Annotated in this window: 19 protein-coding genes; 16 read left to right on the top strand and 3 right to left on the bottom strand. The window is 61.4% G+C overall.

Annotation, left to right across the window (positions count from 1 at the left end):
• Positions 1-306 precede the first annotated feature (306 nt).
• Positions 307-1641, bottom strand: a complete 1335-nt coding sequence (locus tag ACP7BE_RS05525; protein ID WP_426105055.1) for an amidohydrolase — start codon at positions 1639-1641, stop codon at positions 307-309.
• A 191-nt stretch (positions 1642-1832) separates the two neighbouring features.
• Here ACP7BE_RS05525 and ACP7BE_RS05520 point away from each other — a divergent pair, with 191 nt between their 5' ends.
• From ACP7BE_RS05520 to ACP7BE_RS05465, 12 genes are all read left to right on the top strand, one after another.
• The gene (locus tag ACP7BE_RS05520) at positions 1833-2789 is read left to right on the top strand and encodes an AraC family transcriptional regulator (protein ID WP_094999988.1); all 957 of its coding nucleotides are present in this window, start codon (positions 1833-1835) and stop codon (positions 2787-2789) included.
• 214 nt (positions 2790-3003) lie between these two features.
• Complete coding sequence (benA, locus tag ACP7BE_RS05515) at positions 3004-4362, top strand: benzoate 1,2-dioxygenase large subunit (RefSeq protein ID WP_094999989.1); 1359 nt, start codon at positions 3004-3006, stop codon at positions 4360-4362.
• The gene (benB, locus tag ACP7BE_RS05510) at positions 4359-4847 is read left to right on the top strand and encodes a benzoate 1,2-dioxygenase small subunit (RefSeq protein ID WP_094999990.1); all 489 of its coding nucleotides are present in this window, start codon (positions 4359-4361) and stop codon (positions 4845-4847) included. Before benA ends, benB begins: the two co-directional genes overlap by 4 nt.
• A gap of 69 nt (positions 4848-4916) precedes the next feature.
• Positions 4917-5927 (top strand): benzoate 1,2-dioxygenase electron transfer component BenC, encoded by a 1011-nt coding sequence (benC, locus tag ACP7BE_RS05505; protein ID WP_094999991.1) that lies wholly within the window; start codon positions 4917-4919, stop codon positions 5925-5927.
• A 20-nt stretch (positions 5928-5947) separates the two neighbouring features.
• Complete coding sequence (locus ACP7BE_RS05500) at positions 5948-6709, top strand: 1,6-dihydroxycyclohexa-2,4-diene-1-carboxylate dehydrogenase (protein ID WP_095018430.1); 762 nt, start codon at positions 5948-5950, stop codon at positions 6707-6709.
• A 27-nt stretch (positions 6710-6736) separates the two neighbouring features.
• The gene (locus ACP7BE_RS05495; protein WP_095018431.1) at positions 6737-7855 is read left to right on the top strand and encodes a muconate cycloisomerase family protein; all 1119 of its coding nucleotides are present in this window, start codon (positions 6737-6739) and stop codon (positions 7853-7855) included.
• A gap of 127 nt (positions 7856-7982) precedes the next feature.
• A complete protein-coding gene (catC, locus tag ACP7BE_RS05490; protein ID WP_095021161.1) occupies positions 7983-8273 on the top strand; it encodes a muconolactone Delta-isomerase in 291 nt (96 codons plus the stop codon).
• A 42-nt stretch (positions 8274-8315) separates the two neighbouring features.
• The gene (gene catA, locus ACP7BE_RS05485; protein WP_426105050.1) at positions 8316-9242 is read left to right on the top strand and encodes a catechol 1,2-dioxygenase; all 927 of its coding nucleotides are present in this window, start codon (positions 8316-8318) and stop codon (positions 9240-9242) included.
• Positions 9243-9493: 251 nt separating this feature from the next.
• A complete protein-coding gene (locus ACP7BE_RS05480) occupies positions 9494-10441 on the top strand; it encodes a sugar ABC transporter substrate-binding protein (RefSeq protein WP_426105362.1) in 948 nt (315 codons plus the stop codon).
• A complete protein-coding gene (locus ACP7BE_RS05475) occupies positions 10438-11982 on the top strand; it encodes a sugar ABC transporter ATP-binding protein (RefSeq protein ID WP_095026156.1) in 1545 nt (514 codons plus the stop codon). The genes ACP7BE_RS05480 and ACP7BE_RS05475 overlap by 4 nt, the downstream gene beginning before the upstream one ends.
• Positions 11969-12964 carry an ABC transporter permease gene (locus ACP7BE_RS05470; protein ID WP_413052089.1) on the top strand — a complete coding sequence of 332 codons (996 nt, stop codon included), beginning with the start codon at positions 11969-11971 and terminating at the stop codon, positions 12962-12964. Before ACP7BE_RS05475 ends, ACP7BE_RS05470 begins: the two co-directional genes overlap by 14 nt.
• Complete coding sequence (locus tag ACP7BE_RS05465; RefSeq protein ID WP_426105048.1) at positions 12961-13938, top strand: ABC transporter permease; 978 nt, start codon at positions 12961-12963, stop codon at positions 13936-13938. The genes ACP7BE_RS05470 and ACP7BE_RS05465 overlap by 4 nt, the downstream gene beginning before the upstream one ends.
• Before the next feature lie 94 nt (positions 13939-14032).
• Here the strand turns inward: ACP7BE_RS05465 and ACP7BE_RS05460 are convergent, their stop codons facing one another.
• On the bottom strand, positions 14033-15259 hold the full coding sequence (locus ACP7BE_RS05460) for an acyl-CoA dehydrogenase family protein (protein WP_095000000.1): 1227 nt from the start codon (positions 15257-15259) through the stop codon (positions 14033-14035).
• Between the two features lie 261 nt (positions 15260-15520).
• Between ACP7BE_RS05460 and ACP7BE_RS05455 the strand changes: the two genes are divergently transcribed.
• Together ACP7BE_RS05455 and ACP7BE_RS05450 are read left to right on the top strand one after the other, a co-directional pair.
• Positions 15521-16921, top strand: coding sequence for an LLM class flavin-dependent oxidoreductase (locus ACP7BE_RS05455; protein WP_150629018.1), 1401 nt, complete (start codon positions 15521-15523; stop codon positions 16919-16921).
• A gap of 74 nt (positions 16922-16995) precedes the next feature.
• A complete protein-coding gene (locus tag ACP7BE_RS05450) occupies positions 16996-18423 on the top strand; it encodes an FAD/NAD(P)-binding protein (RefSeq protein WP_150629019.1) in 1428 nt (475 codons plus the stop codon).
• A 58-nt stretch (positions 18424-18481) separates the two neighbouring features.
• Here ACP7BE_RS05450 and ACP7BE_RS05445 read toward each other — a convergent pair whose 3' ends face one another.
• Positions 18482-19267, bottom strand: a complete 786-nt coding sequence (locus ACP7BE_RS05445; RefSeq protein WP_169917220.1) for an enoyl-CoA hydratase — start codon at positions 19265-19267, stop codon at positions 18482-18484.
• A 143-nt stretch (positions 19268-19410) separates the two neighbouring features.
• Between ACP7BE_RS05445 and ACP7BE_RS05440 the strand changes: the two genes are divergently transcribed.
• On the top strand, positions 19411-20184 hold the full coding sequence (locus ACP7BE_RS05440) for an SDR family oxidoreductase (RefSeq protein WP_095000004.1): 774 nt from the start codon (positions 19411-19413) through the stop codon (positions 20182-20184).
• Positions 20185-20237: 53 nt separating this feature from the next.
• A complete protein-coding gene (locus ACP7BE_RS05435) occupies positions 20238-21215 on the top strand; it encodes a bifunctional MaoC family dehydratase N-terminal/OB-fold nucleic acid binding domain-containing protein (RefSeq protein ID WP_150629020.1) in 978 nt (325 codons plus the stop codon).
• Positions 21216-21222 lie beyond the last annotated feature (7 nt).

Below are 21222 nucleotides of genomic sequence, written 5' to 3'. Positions count from 1 at the left end.
TTGACGCGGACGATCAAGCCAGGTCAGCTTCATCAATTCTGCCTTGTGGGCAGTACCTATCCCGGAACAGCCCGACAGCTCGTCGAGCATGCTTGCAACAACCCTTTCCAGCGCTTCCGGTGGGGAAGACGTCTGCATAATGCTGGGGGAAAATCGAGCCGTCAATACTTATGTAGTGATTATTTTTAGGCACTACATATGTGACTGGCGGGTCGATTTTCAGCATGCCGGTCATCCCCGACAAATGCCCCAACCGTAGCCGATACCCCCGTTATTTCAGCAGTTGCCAAGGTAGGCGAGCCCCGCTCAGTTGCTGTTGCGCACCCGCCCCGGGTAATTCATCACAAATTGCACATGAGCCTTTACGCCCGTGGCCAGGGTGGCATCGTCGGCGGTGAAGTAGGGGCTGTGGTTGTTCGCGACCTTGCTCATGTCCTGCCCTTCAGGCGTAGCGCCCAAAAATACGAACAAGCCCGGGACTTTTTCGGCGTAGTAGGAGAAGTCTTCGCTGGGCGACAGGGACGCCGGCAGCAACTGCACCTTGCCTGGCGCAGCCAGTTCCAGTGCCGGGACCATGGCGGCGGTAAGCTGCGGGTCGTTACTGGTGACCGGCGCATGATTGACCAGCAGCAGGCTGGCTTCAGTCTCGTAGGCACTGGCAATGCCTTGCACCAGGGGTGGCATCTTTTTCAGCAGGGTGTCGCGCACTGCCGCGCTGTTGCTGCGGATGGTGCCGGTCATTTCCACGCTTTCAGGAATGATATTGGCTGCAGAACCGGCATTGACGGTGCCAACACTGATCACGCCCATCCCCTGGGTCAGATCAGCCCGGCGGCTGACCAGGGTTTGCAGGCCGTTGATAATGCCTGCGCTGGCTACTACCGGGTCGACGCCGCTCCAGGGTGCCGAGCCATGGGTTTGCTGGCCTTTGACGATGATGCGAAAACCGTCGCTGCTATTGAGCACGGTACCGGCCTTGTAATACAGATGACCGGAGGGGTAACCCGCCATCACATGCACGCCGAATATGGCTTCGACCTTGGGGGAGTCCAGGGCGCCGTCGCGGATCATCGCCTGGGCACCCACCAGGGTTTCGGTTTCGAATTCGTCCAGGTCTGCCGCGCCTTCTTCAGCGGGCTGGAACAGGAATACCACGGTGCCGGCGACCTGCTCGCGATGCTCGGCCAGCACTCTGGCTGCACCCAGCAGCATGGCGGTGTGGGTGTCATGGCCGCAGGCGTGCATCACCGGTACGGTCTTGCCCAGGCGCACTCCCGTGGCCGTGCTGGCCCAGGGCAGGCCGGTCATTTCCTTGACCGGCAGGGCGTCCATATCGGCGCGCAGGGCCATCACCGGGCCAGGCAGGCCACCCTTGAGCACGGCCACTACACCGGTCTTGCCCACTTGGGTGCGCACCTGCAAGCCCAGGCTTTTGAGTTGCTCGGCGACCAGGGCGGCGGTCTTGAATTCCTGATTGCCCATCTCCGGGTTCTGGTGGAGGGTGTGGCGCAGGGAGATTACCTGCTCATTGACCGTCGCGACGGCGGGGTCGACCCAGCTCAGGTCAGCCGCATGGCCGGTGCTGGTCAGCGTGCTCAACAGTGCGAGGTACAAAGGGGCATGGCGAAGGCGGGGCAGCATTGAAGGTCTCTTGTTTGTTGTTTTTAGGGCGCTCAGGGTAAGCCAGTTTTTCGCACAGGCGGCGCAACCGCCGGGCTAAAAGCGTTCGATTACCGCCCATTAGCCGAGTGTCCAATTGCCCTGCCATTGCCGTCGTGCTTACTCTGGCGCAGACAACACCCATAATAATGACAACACCGAGTACCTTGCCGATGGATAGCCGCCTGCTGAGTGAACGCAGTAGCGTGTTCCGACACGCCGACCCACATGCCGTGTCCGACTATGTAAACCAGCATGTTGGCCAGCACTGCATCGGCCTTTCCAGAACCACCCGGCCGCTGGCCAGCCTCAATCACCGTAAATTCGCCGAGCTTGATCTGTGCCGCATCAGTTATGGCGGCAGTGTGCGCGTGACCTCACCCGCACTGGAGACCATCTTTCACTTGCAGGTGCTGCTCAGCGGCAATTGCCTGTGGCGCGGCCCGAACCGCGAGCAGCACCTGGTGCCGGGGGAGTTGCTGGTGATCAATCCGGATGATCCGGTCGATTTGACTTACTCTCAGGATTGCGAAAAGTTCATCCTCAAAATACCGGCCAAATTGCTCGAATCGGTGTGCGACGATCTGCGTTGGCGGCGGCCGTCAGGCGGTGTGCGCTTTATGCGCAATCACTACCGGCTCGATGAGCTGGAGGGATTTATCGGCTTGCTGGGCATGGTGTGCCAGGAGTCCGAGGCCAGCGATCCGCTGCTGCGGGTGCAGGAGCACTACACGCAGATTGTCGGCAGCAAGCTGTTGACCCTGATGCAGACCAATATCAGCCGTGAAAACCTGGCATCAGCCAGTGCCGGGCTTGAGCGCATACTCGATTACATCGAACGCAATCTCAAACAGGAACTCAACGGTGAAGACCTGGCAGCACAGGCCTGTATCAGCCAGCGCTCGTTGTACAGCCTGTTTGAGCGCCAGTTGGGCGTGACGCCCTTGCAGTACATTCGCCAGCGCAAACTTGCGCGGATTCATGCCTGCCTGAACGACCCGAGCTGCACGGTACGCAGCCTCACAGAGCTGGCGCTCGATTACGGTTTTATGCACTTGGGGCGTTTTTCCGAAAGCTACCGTTTGCAGTACGGCGAGCTGCCTTCAAGCACCTTCAAGCGCCGGCACTGAGCAACGGCTTTTGTGGGAGCGGGCTTGCTCGCGATGGGATCGCTGCGGTGTCAGCGGAACACCGCGCTGCCTGGATCGCGAGCAAGCCCGCTCCCACTGAAATACCCGTCTTGCCTGCACTAACCGGATAACGATCCGCAGTAAACGGATAGTGCCCCGGACATCGACTCCCTAACCTGACCCGGCCTGGATAATAACAACGGAGGCCCTGGCCATGTCCCTGGGTATCGATTACTTGAATGCCATGCTGGAAGACGACAAAGACAAGGGTATCTACCGCTGCAAGCGTGAGATGTTCACCGACCCCGACCTCTTTGAACTCGAAATGACCCATATCTTCGAGGGCAACTGGATCTACCTCGCCCACGAGAGCCAGATCCCCAACGTCAACGACTTCCTGACCACCACCATGGGCCGCCAGCCGATTTTTATCGCGCGTAACAAGGCCGGTGAACTCAACGCCTTTCTCAACGCCTGCAGCCATCGCGGCGCCATGCTGTGCCGGCACAAAACCGGCAATCGCGCCAGCTATACCTGTCCGTTTCACGGCTGGACCTTCAACAACAGCGGCAAGCTGCTCAAGGTCAAGGATCCGGGTGCCGCCGGTTACCCCGAAGGCTTCAACTGCGAAGGCTCCCATGATTTGACCAAAGTGGCCCGCTTCGAGTCCTATCGTGGCTTTCTGTTTGGCAGCCTCAACCCCGATGTGAAATCCCTGGCCGAGCATCTGGGTGAATCCGCCAAGATCATCGACATGATCGTCGACCAGTCCGCCGATGGCCTGGAGGTGCTGCGCGGTGCCAGTTCCTATATCTACGAAGGCAACTGGAAACTGACCGCCGAAAACGGCGCCGATGGTTATCACGTCAGCTCCGTGCACTGGAACTACGCGGCCACGCAAAACCAGCGCACCCTGCGTGAAGCGGGTGAAGAGATCAAAACCATGAGCGCCGGCAGCTGGGCCAAGGGCGGCGGCGGTTTCTACTCCTTCGACCATGGCCATCTGCTGCTGTGGACCCGCTGGGCCAACCCCGAAGATCGTCCGGCCTACGAGCGCCGCGACGAACTGGCTCGTGATTTCGGCCAGGCCCGTGCCGACTGGATGATCGAGAACTCGCGTAACCTGTGCCTGTACCCCAATGTGTACCTGATGGACCAGTTCAGCTCGCAAATCCGCATTGCCCGGCCCATCTCCGTGAATCAGACCGAGATCACCATCTACTGCATCGCGCCCAAAGGCGAAAGCAGTGAGGCGCGCACCAAGCGCATCCGTCAGTACGAAGATTTCTTCAACGTCAGCGGCATGGCCACTCCGGACGATCTGGAAGAGTTCCGCTCCTGCCAGACCGGTTACGGTGCAGGTCGCGGCTGGAATGACATGTCCCGCGGGGCCGAACACTGGGTCGAAGGCGCCGATGCCGCTGCCGCAGAAATCGACCTCAAGCCGCTGTTGTCCGGGGTGCGTACCGAAGACGAAGGCCTGTTTGTGCTGCAACATAAATACTGGCAGCAAACCATGCTCAAGGCGGCTGGTGGCGAGCCCGCGCTGATCCCCGTGGAGGCTGTGCAATGAATAGCCTTTACCCCATTGTGCGGGATTTTCTGTACCGCGAAGCGCGTTACCTGGACGACGGCCAGTGGGATCAGTGGCTTGAGCTGTACGCCGCCGATGCCAGTTTCTGGATGCCGTGCTGGGATGACAACGACCGCCTTACCGAAGACCCGCAAAGCGAAATCTCGCTGATCTGGTACGGCAGCCGCGGTGGCCTGGAAGATCGCGTGTTCCGCATCAAGACCGAGCGCTCCAGCGCGACCGTGCCCGACACCCGCACTTCGCACAACCTGAGCAATATCGAGATCGTCGACCAGGCCGACGGCCTGTGCCAAGTGCGTTTTAACTGGCACACCCTCAGCTTTCGCTACAAGACCACCGACAGCTACTTCGGCACCAGCTTTTACACCCTCGACATGCGCGGCCCACAGCCGCTGATCAAGGCCAAGAAAGTCGTGCTCAAGAATGACTACGTGCGTCAGGTCATCGACATCTACCACATCTGATCAAGGCTGTGATGCGTGCCTGAGAGTGCCTGTGGGTGCCCGGGCCGGGCATTGCCTGCGAGGTACATTATGAGTTTTCAAATTGCCCTCAACTTCGAAGACGGAGTTACCCGTTTTATCGAGACCAATGGCCAGGAAACCGTCGCTGACGCCGCTTACCGCCAGGGCATCAATATCCCGCTGGACTGCCGCGACGGTGCCTGCGGTACCTGCAAGTGCTTTGCCGAAGCTGGCCGCTACGAGCTGGGCGAGGACTATATCGAAGACGCCCTCAGCGCAGAGGAGGCCGGTCAGGGCTATGTGCTGACCTGCCAGATGCGCGCCGCCAGCGACTGCGTATTGCGGGTGCCTGCTTCTTCGACCTTGTGCAAGACCCAACAGGCCAGTTTTGATGCCGTTATCAGCAATGTGCAGCAGTTGTCCGAGAGCACCATCGCTCTGTCGATAAAGGGCGAGTCCCTGGGCAGCCTGGCGTTTTTGCCGGGCCAGTATGTCAACCTGCAGGTACCCGGCAGCGGGCAGAGCCGGGCCTATTCCTTCAGCACCCTGCAAAAGGATGGCGAGGTCAGCTTCCTGATCCGCAATGTCCCGGGCGGGCTGATGAGCAGCTTTTTGACAGGCATCGCCAAGGCTGGCGACAGCATGACCCTGGCGGGCCCTTTGGGCAGCTTTTACCTGCGTCAGATCCAGCGGCCCTTGTTGTTGCTGGCAGGTGGTACCGGGCTGGCGCCGTTCACCGCCATGCTGGAAAAAATCGCCGAGCAGGGCAGTGCCTACCCGGTTCATCTGATCTACGGCGTGAGCAACGACTTCGATCTGGTGGAGCTGGATCGCCTGCATGCCCTGAGCGAGCGCATCGCCAATTTCAGCTTCAGCGCCTGCGTGGCCAACCCGCAGAGCCAGCACCCGCTCAAGGGCTATGTGACCCAGCATATCGAGCCGGGCCACCTCAACCAGGGCGACGTCGATGTGTACCTGTGCGGCCCGCCGCCGATGGTGGAAGCGGTCAACCTGTATATCCGCGAGCAGGGCATTACCCCGGCCAATTTCTACTACGAGAAGTTTGCCGCTGCGGCCTGACACTTTGATTGGAGCTAGCCATGAACAACCGATTCCACAACAAGGTCGCGCTGGTTACCGGCGCCGCCCAGGGCATTGGCCGTCGCGTGTGCGAGCGTCTGCTGGGCGAGGGCGCGCAAGTGATTGCGGTGGACCGTTCCGAGCTGGTCTTTGAGTTGCAGGGCGAAGGCGTGCTGGCCCTGACTGCCGATCTGGAGCAATACACCGATTGTGTGCGGGTGATGGCTGCAGCGGTGAATACCTTTGGCCGCCTCGATGTGCTGGTCAACAACGTGGGCGGCACCATCTGGGCCAAACCGTTCGAGCATTACCGGGCCGAGGAAATCGAGGCCGAAGTTCGTCGCTCGCTGTTCCCCACTCTGTGGTGCTGCCATGCGGCGCTGCCCTACATGCTCGAACAGGGCAGCGGGGCGATTGTGAATGTTTCTTCAATCGCCACCCGCAGCGTCAACCGCGTTCCTTACGGCGCGGCCAAGGGCGGCGTGAATGCATTGACTGCCTGCCTGGCGTTCGAGAATGCCCAGCGCGGGATTCGCGTCAACGCCACTGCCCCCGGGGGCACTGAGGCACCACCGCGGCGGATTGCGCGCAATGAGAACGAGCAAAGCCCCGAGGAGCAGGTCTGGTACCGGCAAATCGTTGACCAGACCCTCGACAGCAGCCTGATGAAACGTTACGCCAGCCTCGATGAGCAGGTCGGCGCGATCCTGTTTCTGGCCAGCGACGAAGCCTCCTATATCACCGGCGTAACCCTGCCGGTGGGTGGCGGCGACCTCGGCTGACTTCTCTGATAAAAAAGGACAACTGCCATGAGCCAAATTCTGATTGAAAGCCTGACGACCCTGATCGTCGACCTGCCCACCATCCGCCCGCATACGCTGGCCATGCACACCATGCGCAAACAGACCCTGGTGATTGTGCGACTGCGTTGCAGCGACGGTATCGAAGGTGTCGGTGAAGCCACTACCATCGGCGGCCTGGCCTACGGTTACGAAAGCCCGGAAAGCATCAAGGCCAATATCGATGCGCATCTGGCACCGATGCTGGTGGGCAAGCCCGCGGCCAATATCAACGCCGCCATGCACAGCCTGGACAAGATTGCCAAGGGCAATACCTTTGCCAAATCGGGTATCGAAAGCGCGTTGCTCGACGCCCAGGGCAAGCGCCTGGGGCTGGCGGTCAGCGAGTTGCTGGGCGGGCGCGTGCGCGACAGTCTGGAAGTGGCCTGGACCCTGGCCAGCGGTGACACTGCCCGTGACATTGCCGAAGCCGAGCAGATGCTCGACCTGCGACGCCACCGCATCTTCAAATTGAAGATCGGTGCCAACCCGCTGGAGCAGGACCTCAAACATGTGCTGGCGATCAAAAAGGCCCTGGGTGAGCGCGCCAGTGTGCGGGTTGACGTCAACCAGTATTGGGACGAGTCCCAGGCCATTCGTGGTTGCCAGGTGCTCGGTGACCACGGTATCGACCTGATCGAACAGCCGATTTCCCGGGCTAATCGTTCAGGGCAGGTGCGTCTGAATCTGCGCAGCCCGGCGCCGATCATGGCCGACGAATCCATCGAAAGTGTCGAGGACGCCTTCAGTCTGGCGGCGGACGGTGCGGCCAGTGTCTTTGCCCTCAAGATCGCGAAAAACGGCGGGCCCCGTGCAGTGCTGCGCACTGCTCATATCGCCGAGGCCGCCGGTATCGCCCTGTATGGCGGCACCATGCTTGAAGGCTCGGTGGGCACCCTGGCCTCGGCCCATGTTTTCCTCACCCTCAAGCAACTGACCTGGGGCACCGAGCTGTTCGGGCCACTGCTGCTGACCGAAGACATCGTCACCGAGGCGCCGCAGTACCGTGATTTTGAGCTGCATATCCCGCGCACTCCAGGCCTGGGCCTGACGCTGGACGAAGAGCGCCTGGCCCGTTTTAGCCGCTGACACTCTGAAAAACCCCTGTGGCAGCGGGCTTGCTCGCGATGCAGACGACTCGGTGCATCCGCGCTGATGCTATCGCGAGCAAGCCCGCTCCCACAGCCACTTCCCCTATTTCTTCAAGGAGAGCCCCATGCTTTTCCACGTAAAAATGACCGTAAATCTGCCCTTGGACATGGACCCGACCAAGGCCGCAAAACTCAAAGCCGACGAAAAGCAACTGGCTCAACGGCTGCAGCAGGAAGGCACCTGGCGCCATCTGTGGCGCATCGCCGGGCACTACGCCAACTACAGCGTGTTCGACGTGGCCAGTGTCGAGGCCTTGCACGACACCCTGCTGCAATTGCCGCTCTTTCCCTACATGGATATCGAGATTGAAGGGCTGTGCCGCCACCCGTCCTCGATCCACAGCGACGACCGCTAACGCTTTCTATCCCTTGCACAAGAACAAGATGAGGTGAGCCCCATGACCGTGAAAATTTCCCACACCGAAGTCATCCAGCGCTTCTTCAAGGAAGCCGCAGGTTTTTCCAGCGATAACGGCAGCCCGCGCCTGAAAAGCATCATCCTGCGCATCTTGCAGGACAGCGCCAGAATCATCGAAGACCTGGACATCACTGAAGATGAATTCTGGAAGTCCGTGGACTATCTCAACCGCCTGGGCGGCCGCTCGGAAGCCGGGCTGCTGGTGGCCGGGCTGGGCATCGAGCATTTTATCGACCTGTTGCAGGACGCCAAGGACGAGCAGGCCGGTCAGACCGGCGGCACCCCGCGTACCATCGAAGGCCCGCTGTATGTGGCCGGTGCCCCGGTGTACGAAGGGTTGGCACGGATGGACGACGGCAGCGAGGAGGGTGTTGCCACCGTGATGTTCCTCGAAGGGCAGGTGTTCGATCTTTCGGGCCAACCGCTGGCCGGTGCCACGGTTGATCTGTGGCACGCCAACACCAAGGGTACCTACTCGTTCTTTGACCAGGGCCAGTCCGAGTACAATCTGCGCCGACGTATCATCACCGATGCCCAGGGCCGCTACCGTGCCCGCAGCATCGTGCCCTCGGGCTATGGCTGCGACCCGCAGGGACCGACCCAGGAATGCCTTGACCAACTGGGCCGTCACGGCCAGCGTCCGGCCCACGTGCACTTCTTTATCTCGGCTCCCGGTCACCGTCACCTGACCACCCAGATCAACCTGTCCGGGGACAAGTACCTGTGGGACGACTTTGCCTATGCCACCCGCGACGGCCTGGTGGGTGAAGTGCAGTTTCGCGACGACGGTGCCCGTGGTGTTGCCGGGCGATATGCCGAGTTGAGGTTTGACTTCCAGTTGCAACAGGCCGTCGCGCCTGCTGCCGAACAGCGCAGCCATCGTCCGCGGGCCTTGCAGCAGGTTTGACAGCAGGCTGCAGCGCGGCCTGAGAACCCGTGCCGGTCTGCAAGTGTTTGCCCGGCAACAGTGGTCCGACAGACTGTTGGCAAACAGGCAGCTCTGGGAACCGTGCCACAGCGCTGCCCGCCGGCGCCACAGGCTCAAAGGGCTGCGGCATGGTCTGTGCAAAGCTCCTGGAAATACCCTTCAGGAACACTGTCATGCCTGCAGCCACCTCGCGCAAACCGCACTTTTTCCCTACACGCTTCTGGCAGGCCATGGCGCTGGCGGTGGTCAGCGTCGGGCTGGGCACACTGGCCCATGCCGACGACAACGATGTGCCTTCCCTGGCCGGCAAACGCATTGCCATCAGCATGACCGGCACCAGTCACTACTTTGATGTCAAAGCCTTCGACGCCCAGGTTGCCGAAGTCAGGCGCCTGGGCGGCACACCGATCACCCTGGATGCCGGGCGCAACGATAAAAACCTGGTGACCCAACTGCAAACCGTGGTCACCCAGAAACCCGATGCGGTGATCCAGACCCTGGGTACTCTGAGCGTAATCGATCCCTGGCTCAAGCGTATCAGCAAGGCCGGCATTCCTCTGTTTACGATTGATGCGCCGTCGCAATACAGCCTCAATAACACCACATCGGACAACGTCGCCACCGGCAAGCATCTGGCCGACCAGTTGGTGGCCGACAGCGACGGCAAGGGCAATATTCTGGTGTTCAACGGCTTTTACGGGGTGCCGGTGTGTGCGATCCGCTATGACCAGCTCAAACTGGCGCTCAAGGATCATCCCGAGCTGAAAATCATTGATCCCGAACTGCGTGATGTGATCCCCAATACCGTGCAGGACGCCTACAGTCAGGTCAGTGCACTGCTCAACAAATACCCCAAAGGCAGCGTGACCGCGATCTGGTCTGCCTGGGATATTCCGCAATTGGGCGCGAGCAAGGCGTTGGTGGATGCCGGGCGTACGGAGATCAAGACCTATGGCGTCGATGGCACGCCCGAAGTGCTGGAGTTGCTCAAACGCAGCGACTCGCCGGTCGGTGCGGTGATAGCCCAGCAACCGGCTTTGATCGGCAAAACCGCTGTGCAAAACGTGGCGCGCTATCTGGCCGGGCAACATGACCTGCCCAGGGAAACCCAGGTGCCGACCCTGCTGACCACTGCTGCGAACCTTGAGCAGGTGCAAAAGCTGCGAGGCGATCAGTGACGTCTCCCGCCCTGCATTTGCAGGGCATCACCAAGTCTTTCGGGGCCACCCGGGCGCTGGATGGCGTTGATCTGCGCGTCGAGCAAGGCTCCATTCACGGGCTGGTCGGTGAAAACGGTGCCGGTAAATCAACCCTGATCAAAGTGCTGGCAGGTATCCATCGGGCCGACAGTGGCACCCTGGCAGTGGACGGGCAGTCTTTTGCGGCGTTGAGCCCGCGGCAGATTGAGGCGCTGGGCGTGCATTTCATTCACCAGGAGCGCTTGTTGCCCGCCAGTTTTACCGTAGGTGAAGCGCTGTTCTTCGGCCGCGAACTCAGGTGCGGGCCTTTTATCCGCCGGCGTGCCCAGGACCGCGAGGCCGCACGGTTGTTGCGTGAGTATTTCGACCTGGAGTTCCCCGCCGGGGCGCTGGTCAGCGAGCTGGACAGCGCCCGGCGACAGATTCTGCAAATTACCCGGGCCTTGCTGGCCAAGCCGAAAGTCCTGGTGTTCGACGAGCCCAGCGTGTCACTGGTCAAGCGCGAGGTTGACCAGTTGCTGGCCATTATCCGCCGTCTGCGCGATCAGGGTCTGACGATTGTGTACATCTCCCATTATCTGCAAGAAATCCAAAGCCTGTGCGACCGGGTCACCGTGTTGCGCAATGGTCGTGCCGTGGCCGTGGTGGATCCGCGCAGTACTTCGACGGCACAGATTGCCCGGTTGATGGTCAATCGCGAGGTCGGCGAGATGTACCCCAAGGCCGTGGTAACGCCGGGTGAGGTGGTGCTCGAACTGAAGGGGCTCAGTGCTGGTCTGGCGTATCGCGATATTCACTTGAGCCTGCGCAAAGGTGAAGTGTTGGGGCTGACCGGGCTGGTGGGTTCTGGTGCCAAGGAACTGCTCAAGACTTTGTTTGGTCTGGTGCAGCCCGAGCAGGGCAGCGTGCATTTGCAGGGACGCCTTACGCGCCTCAAGTCGCCCCGCGATGCGGTGCGCAAAGGTATCGCGCTGGTGCCCGAAGAACGCCGCAGCCACGGGGTTGCACCACTGCTTTCGGTCATGGAAAACCTGACCCTGGCCGGCTTGTCGCGCTTTAGTCGCTGGGGGCTGTTGAGTTCTGCGGCACAGGTTCGGGAGAGCGATCGGCTGATTGCCGAGCTGGGGATCAAGACCGCCGGACATGACGCCAGGGTCTCGCAGTTGAGTGGCGGCAATCAGCAAAAAGTCGCGCTGGGTAAATGGCTAGGGAAGGGCTGTGCGGTGTATCTGCTCGACGAACCCAGTGTCGGTATCGATATCGGCGCCAAGGTCGAGATCTATCGCCTGATCGGCCGCTTGGCCAAGCAAGGTGCGGCGGTGCTGGTGCTGTCTTCTGATTTACCGGAGCTGATTGGCATTAGTGACCGGATTCTGGTGATGCACCGTGGTGCGCTGGCCGGTGAATTCGATGCCCGCGAGGTCGACAGCGATCGTTTGCTGGCCTGTGCCACGGGGGCGCGGGAATTAGCCACTGTGGCCCTTGAATGCGAGCGGGAGCCTGCACATGCCTTCGTCTGAAATCCTCGTCCAACCGCTGGCCCGACGGCTTGGCTTGCTGCTACTGCGGCGCGGCTCACTGCTGGCGCTTTTGCTGATCCTGGCGGTGTTCGCCGTGAGTGCGCCAAACTTCCTCAGCCCGGGCAATATCGCCAACGTGTTTGCCCAGTCGGCGATCCTCGGCATTCTCGCCTTCGGCCTTACCTGTGTAGTGATTGGTGGTGGTTCCAATGTGGTTTCGGGTGGCCTTGACCTGTCGCTGGCGGCCAATCTGGGCCTCTGTGCAGCGGTCTACAGCAGCCTGAACAATGCGGGGCTGAACCCCGCGCAAGCGATTGGCCTGACCTTGCTCTGCGGGCTGGCGGTGGGTGCCCTGAACGGTTTTACCGTAGTGGTGCTGCGTCTGCCGCCGTTGCTCGCAACATTGGCGAGCATGAACCTGATTGCCGGGCTGGAGCTGGTGCTGACCCAAAACAGCGTGCTGCCCACCGACTCGGCCTTGCTCGACATCCTGGCCACTGGTGAATGGCTGCGGGTACCCGTACTGGCCTGGGTGTTGCTGGGGGTTGCCTTGCTGCTGGGCTTGTTGATTCAGCACAGCCCTTATGGCTTGCGCCTGTATGCGGTGGGCGAATACCCCCAGGCGGCGCGGGCGGCCGGGCTGGGCGTAGGCCGCTATGTGTTTTCCAGCTACCTGATTGCCGGGCTGTGTGCAGCGGTTGCAGCATTTTGTTCGGCGGCATTTTTCAGCGGCAGCACCACCGGTTCCGGGGACATGCTGCTGTCGGTAGTGGCCATTGCTTTTCTCGGTGTGGTGTTCTCCCGGCGGCTGGTGGCGAATATCCCCGGCACCTTGTTGGCAACGTTGCTGCTGGGTTTCTTGATTAACGGTTTCCAACTGCTGAACATCGCCAGCTTCTGGGTCAACGGTGTGCAGGGGGTGCTGATTCTATTGGTGGTGGCCATGTCCAGTGCCTTGCGCAAAGAGGAGGGTGGACAATGACTACGCTCGCTGCAACGCCGGTATCCGCGGTGCTTATATCCCGCCTGCTGCGCGGTATTCTGCCGCTCTTGATCGTTGTGATCGTGGTGTTTTTCGCTGTGGCTGCGCCGGGATTTTTGACCCTGGGCAATTTGAGCAGCCTGCTGCTGAACAACTTCGTGCTGTTGGCGATTGTCGCCATTGGCATGACCTGGGCTGTGGCGGCAGGGGGGATCGACCTGTCGGTGGGCACCGCGGTGGATTTCGCCAGCCTGGCCTTTGTCGTGCTGTTAAATGGCGGTCATGGCCTGCCCGTTGCCATCCCCGGCGCCCTGCTGGCCGGGGCGCTGGTGGGTGGTTTTAATGCGGGGCTGATCGCGGGTCTTGGCATCACGCCATTTCTGGCGACACTGGGCACCTTGTTTATCGGCACCAGTGTTCAGCAGTTGCTGTCCGAGGGTGGGCAGCCGATCTATATCGCGCAGAACCTGTTGCCGGGGATTAGCGCGATGTCATGGTTGGGTGTGCCCTTGCCTTTGTGGCTGGTGCTGGGTGTGGCGACGGTATACGGGGTGATTCTGGCCCGAGGGCGGTTGGGGCGAGAAATTCTCGCGGTTGGCACTCAGGTGCAACTGGCGCGATATTCGGGCCTGTCGATCCGCCAGATCAGCCTCAAGGTGTTTATTGCCAGCGCGCTGGCCTGTGCCGTGGCCGGGGTTGTGCTCAGTTCCACGGTCAATGCTTATGTACCGATGTCGGGCAATGCGTTTTTGATCAATGCCATCGGTGCAGTGTTTATGGGCACTACCTTGAGTCGCAACGGACGCGCCAACATCCCCGGCACGTTGCTGGGGGTGTTGTTTATCAATGTGATTGCCAATGGGTTGCTGTTGATCGGCTGGAATTTCTATTGGCAGCAGGTGGCGACCGGGGCGCTGATTTTGCTGGTGCTGGCGTTCAGTTTTGGCAGTCGGCGATTGCAGGCGCAGCAGTAAGCCTGAAGGGGCTGGTTTGCCTGCGGTGGCAGCCCTGTGCTGGTGCGAATGCCCCGCGCTGTCTGCATCGCGAGGCCCGCGGCCACACCGCTGTCTAGCCTGCTTTGAGGCTATTGCCGATCTGCCAAACATACAGCGGCGCAGTACCGTTAACCGCCCAGTCCCCGACAATCCGCGCCTTGTAGATCCACGGGTTGTGGGAGGCCGCAGTGCGAGCATTGCGCCAGTGGCGATCCAGCGCCTTGCTGACGCTGACCCCGGAGGCTCCCAGCGCATTGAACAGATCGCTGGTGGCCCGCAGAATCAATTCCGACACCACTACCTGGGCTTTGGAAGTCTCGATTTCGGCGTCGATATTGGCCAGGCGCTCGGCCTCAATATCCTCGGCCAGGCGTGCGACATAGGCCCTCTGCAGCGGTTCGGCCGAGCGTAGGGTCAGCGCCTCGGCTGCGTAGACCTGAGCCGATATCTGCCCGACCACTTGCAGGATTTGCGCATCGCCACTGGCGGTCTCGGCATTGCCGTGGCTGAACACCCGCTTGCGTTCACGCACTTCTTGCGCAATATCGCGCTCCACCGCACGACCAATACCCGCGAGTACGGCCAGCAGCACCAGTTGGTAAAAAGCGGTCTGGTATTTGAAACGTGTTTCGAAGGGGATTACGTGTTCGGCGCTCAGCGGCACGTCGACATACACCGAGGTGCCGCTGCCCGTGGTGCGCTGGCCAAAGCCGTCCCAGTCATCGCTCTGGGTGACGCCGGGGTGATGGGCATGCACCAGGGCAATCACATCGGCGCCGTTGTCCGAACGCTGGGCATAGACATCTATCCAGTCGGCAAAGAGGCTGCCGGTACTGTAGTACTTGGCGCCGTTGAGGAGGTACTTGTCGCCGTGGGGGGTGATCCTGGTGAGGATTTCCCCCAGTTTTACCGCGCCCACTTCAGTCCAGCCATTGCCCACCAGCTCGCCCGCCACAAAACGTGCGAACCATGCCCCGCGTTCCGGGCTTGGCGAAGCGTTGAGACGGTCTTCGACAAAGGCAAAATGGCCGCGCAGGGCTTGCGGGATATTGGAGTCGGCCTCGGCCAGCTCGATCAGTAACTGGAACAATTGGCCGATGGACGCTCCGGAGCCGCCGTATTCAACCGGCACCCGCACTGCGCCAAAACCTGCCTGCTTGAGCCAGCGGATAGGTTCATGGGGCAACTCGCGGGCCTGTTCGCGTTCAAGCGTGCCGGCGGCGATTTTGCGAAACAGCGGGCGAAAACGATTGGCCAGGGTCTCGTAGTCGGTGCCCACGGACAGAGGTGATGCGGTCATGGCAGTTCTCCTGAAATGGAAGGTTCCTGTCGTGGGGGGTTGCAGGGTTTGTGCCGCAGGCGACGAGCCCGCAAAACCGGGAGTCAGGCCTTGGCAACTGACTGCTGAGCAACAGTTAACAATCAGGTTGTACGCAAATCGCACAGCAATGAGCACCAAGAATCCTTGCGCGGGCAAGCAGGCTCGTACTCGCAAGGCAGGGGCATGTCCGGCACGGCCTGTGCAATAGCGCTTTCAAAAGCCTTGCCGTGGAGTAATTGGATGTCCCGTGAAATCCGTCTCAATGCCTTCGATATGAACTGTGTCGGTCATCAATCCCCGGGCTTGTGGGCCCACCCCCGTGATCGCTCGTGGCAGTACAAGGACCTTGAATACTGGACAGACCTGGCCAGGATCCTTGAGCGTGGCAAGTTCGACGGACTGTTTATCGCCGATGTGCTGGGAATCTATGACGTGTATCGCGGCAATGGCGATGCGGCGATCCGCCAGGGCGTGCAGGTGCCGGTCAATGACCCGCTGCAACTGATCCCGCCGATGGCGCTGGTGACCGAGCACCTGGGGTTTGGCCTGACCGCCTCATTGTCGTTTGAGCATCCGTATCCGTTCGCTCGTCGGCTGTCGACCCTTGACCATCTGACCAAAGGCCGTGCAGGGTGGAATATTGTCACTTCGTATCTGGAAAGCGGCGCCAGGAACATCGGGCAGCAAGCGCTGACCGAGCACGATGCGCGCTATGACTATGCCCAGGAATATCTGGAAGTTTGCTACAAACTCTGGGAAGGCAGCTGGGAAGAGGGCGCCATCCTGCGCGACCGCGAGCGACGGGTGTTCAGCGACCCGGGCAAAATTCATGAAATCCACCACTACGGCAAACATTTCCAGGTGCCGGGCATTCACCTCTGTGAACCCTCGCCGCAGCGCACTCCGGTGCTCTATCAGGCAGGGGCGTCCGGCCGGGGCAAGCAGTTTGCCGCTGAACAGGCCGAGTGCGTGTTTGTCGCGGCGCCGTCCAAGGTGCTGTTGAAAAAAACCGTCGCCGATATCCGCCGCCGTGCGGCCGAAGCCGGGCGAGACCCTGCCAAAATCCTGATTTTCAATCTGCAGACAGTGATCCTCGGCGAGACCGATGCCCTGGCCAAGGCCAAGTTCGAAGAATACAAAAGCTACGTCAGCTACGAAGGCGCAATGGCCCTGATCAGCGGCTGGACCGGCATTGATTTCAGTCAGTTCAAGTCTGACGAGCCGCTCAAACATGTGCACACCAATGCCATTCAGTCGGCGGTCGAGACCTTTTCCACAGCGGATCCCAACACTGTCTGGACCCCCAATGCCCTGGCCGACTGGGTGGGCATCGGCGGCTTTGGCCCGCTGTTTGTCGGCAGCCCGGAAACCGTGGCTGACCTGCTCGAAGAATGGGTGGCCGAGACCGATGTGGACGGTTTCAACCTGGCTTACGCCATCACCCACGAGACCTTTATCGACGCCGTCGAGCTGTTGGTGCCGGAACTGCAAAAGCGCGGCGTGTACAAGAAGGACTACGCGCCGGGGACTCTGCGCGAGAAGCTGTTTGGCGAAGGTCCGCGTCTGGCACACGGGCATCCGGGGGCGGGCTACCGCAACCTGGGCGAACTCAACCGCAGCCGCGCAACAGAGCCTGCTTGAAACCAGGGGCTGGACACAGGCAGGGTCAGTGACTGACTCTGCGTTCAGCGCTCAATAAATCCAGGAACGAGTGAATGACCTCAAGTGATGTGCCAAGCGGACAGGCAACCCCTGCCATCCGCACGGCCGATATTCTGATTGTTGGCGGTGGCCTGAGCGGTACCTTGCTGGCCATGCAACTGCTGCGCTTGCCGGGTGCCCGGCATATCGTGGTGCTGGAACCCCGGGCCGAACTGGGCCGGGGCGAGGCCTACAGCGCCACCGAGCTGGGCCATACCCTTAACGGCAATGCCGCGCGCATGAGCGTCGAACCGGATGATGCCGACGACCTGACCCGCTGGCTGCAGGCTCATATCGCCGGGGGTGGCTGGCCCGAGTCCGGGGTGCAGCAGGTGCCGGTTGCCGAGCTGTTCCCGCCGCGAGGGCTGTTTGGTGTGTATGCCCGCCAGCGTCTGGCCGAAGCACAGGCCATCGGCGCAGCGCAGGGCTCAAGCCTGAGCCATGTGCGTGATGAAGTGATCGATCTGCAAACCCCGGAGCAGGGTGTTATCGCCACACTCAAGGACGGTAGCCAGTGGCAGGCCGGTGTTGCGGTCCTGGCCACCGGCATGTTCCCGGCGGCCCGCACGGCGCAGCGCCAGTCCAGTGGCCTCAACGCGGCAGCGCTGGACCCTTGGGATGTCCAGGCTTTGCGTGCGCTGCCGGTGGATGCCCGGGTACTGATTATCGGCTCGGGGCTGACCATGGTGGATGCCCTTGAGTCCCTGAACCAGGCGGGACACCGAGGGCCGATCGAGGTTTTTTCCCGGCATGGCCTGTTGCCCCATGTGCGACGCCAGCCGCCGGTATGGGAAGATTTTCTCAGCCTGGCCCCGGACCTTCGCAGTCCTTTGCAGCTGCTGCGTGAACTGCGCCGCCAATGTGCCCTGGCCCAGTCCCTCGGGATCGACTGGCAGGCACCGCTGGACACCGTGCGCGTGCATATCGCCAGGCTCTGGAGTCAGGCCGATGATACCCAGCGCCGTCAGTTTGTACGCCATGTGCGGCCCTGGTGGGAGAGCCATCATCACCGTTCGCCGCCTCAGGGTGATGCCTTGTTGCAGCGTCTGCTCGAGGAAGGGCGGCTGACCATCCATGCGGCGTCGCTGCAAGGGGTTGATAGCTCAGGGCCACGGATCCGGCTGCGTTATCGCGGGCAATCCGAAGCGGTATGGATTGAAGGTGATGGCCTGATCAACTCCACCGGCATCGAGTACGACTGGCGCCGGGTGGATAAACCCTTGCCACGCCAGCTGTTGCAGCGCGGGTTGATACGGCCCGGCAATCTGGGGCTGGGCATTGCCGCCGATGCGGGCGGGGCGGTTTTGAATGCGCAGGCCGAGCCCGCACAGCGGTTGTTTGCGATGGGCCCGCCATTGCGCGGCATGTGGTGGGAAAGTACCGCGGTAACCGATGTTGCCTTGCAGGCCAAGGCATTGGCTGAGCGATTGGCGTCGCTGTAATACCCCCCCGACCCTCTGCCGCAGTCAGGGGGTTGGGGGGGCTTTTGTTTGAAATGAATTAATTGCCCTCAAAGCGAGCCGCCCGTTTTTCAATAAACGCCTGCATGCCTTCTTTTTGATCCCTGGAGGCAAACAGCAGTGCATTGGCTTTGCGCTCCAGCGCCAGGCCCGTTTCCAGTGGCCCGTCAACCCCGGCCAAAATCACTTCTTTGATCTGTTCTGCTGCCAGCGGCGGCATGGCGGCGATCAGTTGCGCCATCTCCAGGGCATAGGCCTGGACCTCGGCATCGTCCACAACGTTGCTCACCAGTCCCGAAATCCAGGCCTCTTCAGCGGTAATCGGCTGCCCGGTGAGGGCCATGCGCATCGCCTTGGCCTTGCCGACCGCCCGCACCAGCCGTTGAGTGCCGCCGATACCCGGCATGATGCCGATGCGAATTTCCGGCTGGCAAAATTTGGCGCTGCGCCCCGCCACAATGATGTCCGCCAGCATCGCCAGTTCGCAGCCACCGCCATAGGCATAGCCGCACACCGCCGCAATCACCGGCTTGGGGCAATGCTGGATGGGTGCCCACAGCCGTTCGGTATGACGCTGGTAAATATCGATCGGGCCGACCCCGGCCATGCTGTTGATATCGCCACCGGCGGCAAACACTTTGTCGCCACCGGTCAACAGGATGCAGCGCACGTTCGGGTTCTCGGCCAGCTCGGTGAAGTGACGCGACAGCAGCGCTTGCAGCTCAAGGCTCAGGGCGTTGGTGGCCTGGGGGCGGTTCAGACGCAGCAGGGCCACGCCCGGGCTCGGGAATTCAAGTAGTACCGGCGCGGCAGATGGATCTGTCATGGGGTTCCTCATTGACGGGGGCTGTCACCACAGCATGCGCTGGATTGTTGCGTTCACCCGGTCGTGATTCATCGTCCGTTCAGACGACGAGCAGCCCCCGGATTGCCCCTAGAGTGGCTCCATCAGTAGAAAAGGAGCATGTCATGGGTCAACTCTCAGGGCTGGATTACAGCGCCAAGGTGGTGCTGGTCACCGGCGGCACCAAAGGCATCGGCGCCGGAATCGCCCGCAGCTTTCTGCAAGCCGGGGCACGGGTGATCGTATGTGGCAGGACAACCCCCGAGGTGTTGCCGCGGGCGGGGTCGGCACAGGCGGTGTTCATGGCCTGCGATGTGCGCGACCCGGACTCGCTCCAGGCACTGTTCGAAGGCATTCGCGCCGATTTCGGCCGCCTCGATGTGCTCATCAACAATGCCGGCGGCAGCCCGCCGGCCGATGCGGCCAGCGTCTCGCCGCGTTTTCACGAAAGCATTATCCGTCTCAACCTGATCGCCCCGCTGAACGTTGCCCAGCAGGCCAATGCCCTGATGCAGCAACAGGACGAGGGTGGTTGCATCGTGTTTATCGGCAGTATCAGTGCCTTGCGCGCATCGCCGGGCACCGCCGCGTATGGCGCGGCGAAGGCCGGGGTGCTGGCCCTGGTGCAGTCGTTGGCCGTGGAGTGGGCTCCCAAGGTGCGGGTAGTGGCGGTCAGTCCGGGGCTGGTACGCACCGAGCAGGCTCACCTGCATTTTGGCGACGAACAAGGCATCGCGGCGGTCAGCGCCGGGATCCCGGCCGGGCGCATGGCGCTGCCCGAAGACATCGGCAACGCCTGCCTGTTTATCGCATCACCCCTGGCCGGCTATGCCAGCGGCTGCAACCTGTTGTTGCACGGCGGCGGCGAACGCCCGGCTTTTTTGAGCGCTGCGCACTGACGACCTTCAGCGGCGACCACCCGGTTGCTGCACTTGACACGCAGGAGACGAACTTGGCTGATTCTCAATTGCTAACCGACGTGCGCGCCCTGGTGGGGCGTGAATATGGTCGCGTCTACGCCTGGGACGAAGTCAACGCCCCGATGATCCGCCAGTGGTGCGAGATCATGGGCGTCGACAACCCGCTTTACACCGACCCGGCCTTTGCCGCCAACAGCGCCCAGGATGGGCTGGTGGCGCCGCCTGCGATGTTGCAGGTGTGGTGCATGGAAGGTTTTCACATAAACAACTATGCGCCCGGCTCGACCACCGAAAACCCCTATGAAGTGCTCAAGCTGATTGAGTCCTACGGTTATCCGTCGGTGGTCGCGGTCAACTCCGAACTGACCTTCGAGCGCAACCTGCGTCCGGGTGAAAAGCTCTACTACACCACGCGGCTTGACTCGGTGGGCGACGAAAAAACCACCGGTCTGGGCACCGGCTTCTTTGTCACCCTGGTGATGGACTACTTCGTTGAACACAAAAGTGGCGACGAGGCCGTTGGCCAGTTGCTGTTTCGCGTATTCAAGTTTCGCCCGGCCAACAACCATGCGATCGAGGCCGCTCCGGCCAAGGCCGAAGCGGCTGCGGTGGTCAAACGGCCGAAGCCGGGCATGAGCGATGACACGCGGTTTTTCTGGGAAGGCTGTGACGCCGGCAAGCTGCTGATCCAGCGCTGCACCCAGTGCCAGACCTTGCGTCATCCGCCGGCGCCGGTGTGCATCGAATGCCACTCGTTTGATTGGGACAGTGTGCAGGCCAGCGGCCGCGCCAGCCTGTATTCGTTTGTGATCATGCATTACCCCGAAGTTGCCCCGTTCGACCATCCCAACCCGATCGGCCTGATCGAGCTGGAGGAGGGCGTGCGTCTGGTGGCGGGGCTTGCAGGCGCCAAGCGCGAGGATCTGCGTATTGGCCAGCCCTTGCAGCTTGAGTTCCAGACCTTCGATGGCGAGTTGACCTTGCCGCTATTCCGACCTGTGGTCGAGTAAGGGAGCC

The sequence above is a fragment of the Pseudomonas sp. TWR1-1-3 genome (genome assembly GCF_049896805.1).
GTDB lineage: Bacteria > Pseudomonadota > Gammaproteobacteria > Pseudomonadales > Pseudomonadaceae > Aquipseudomonas > Aquipseudomonas bubulae.
This window is presented reverse-complemented; position numbering and strand designations above follow the sequence as displayed.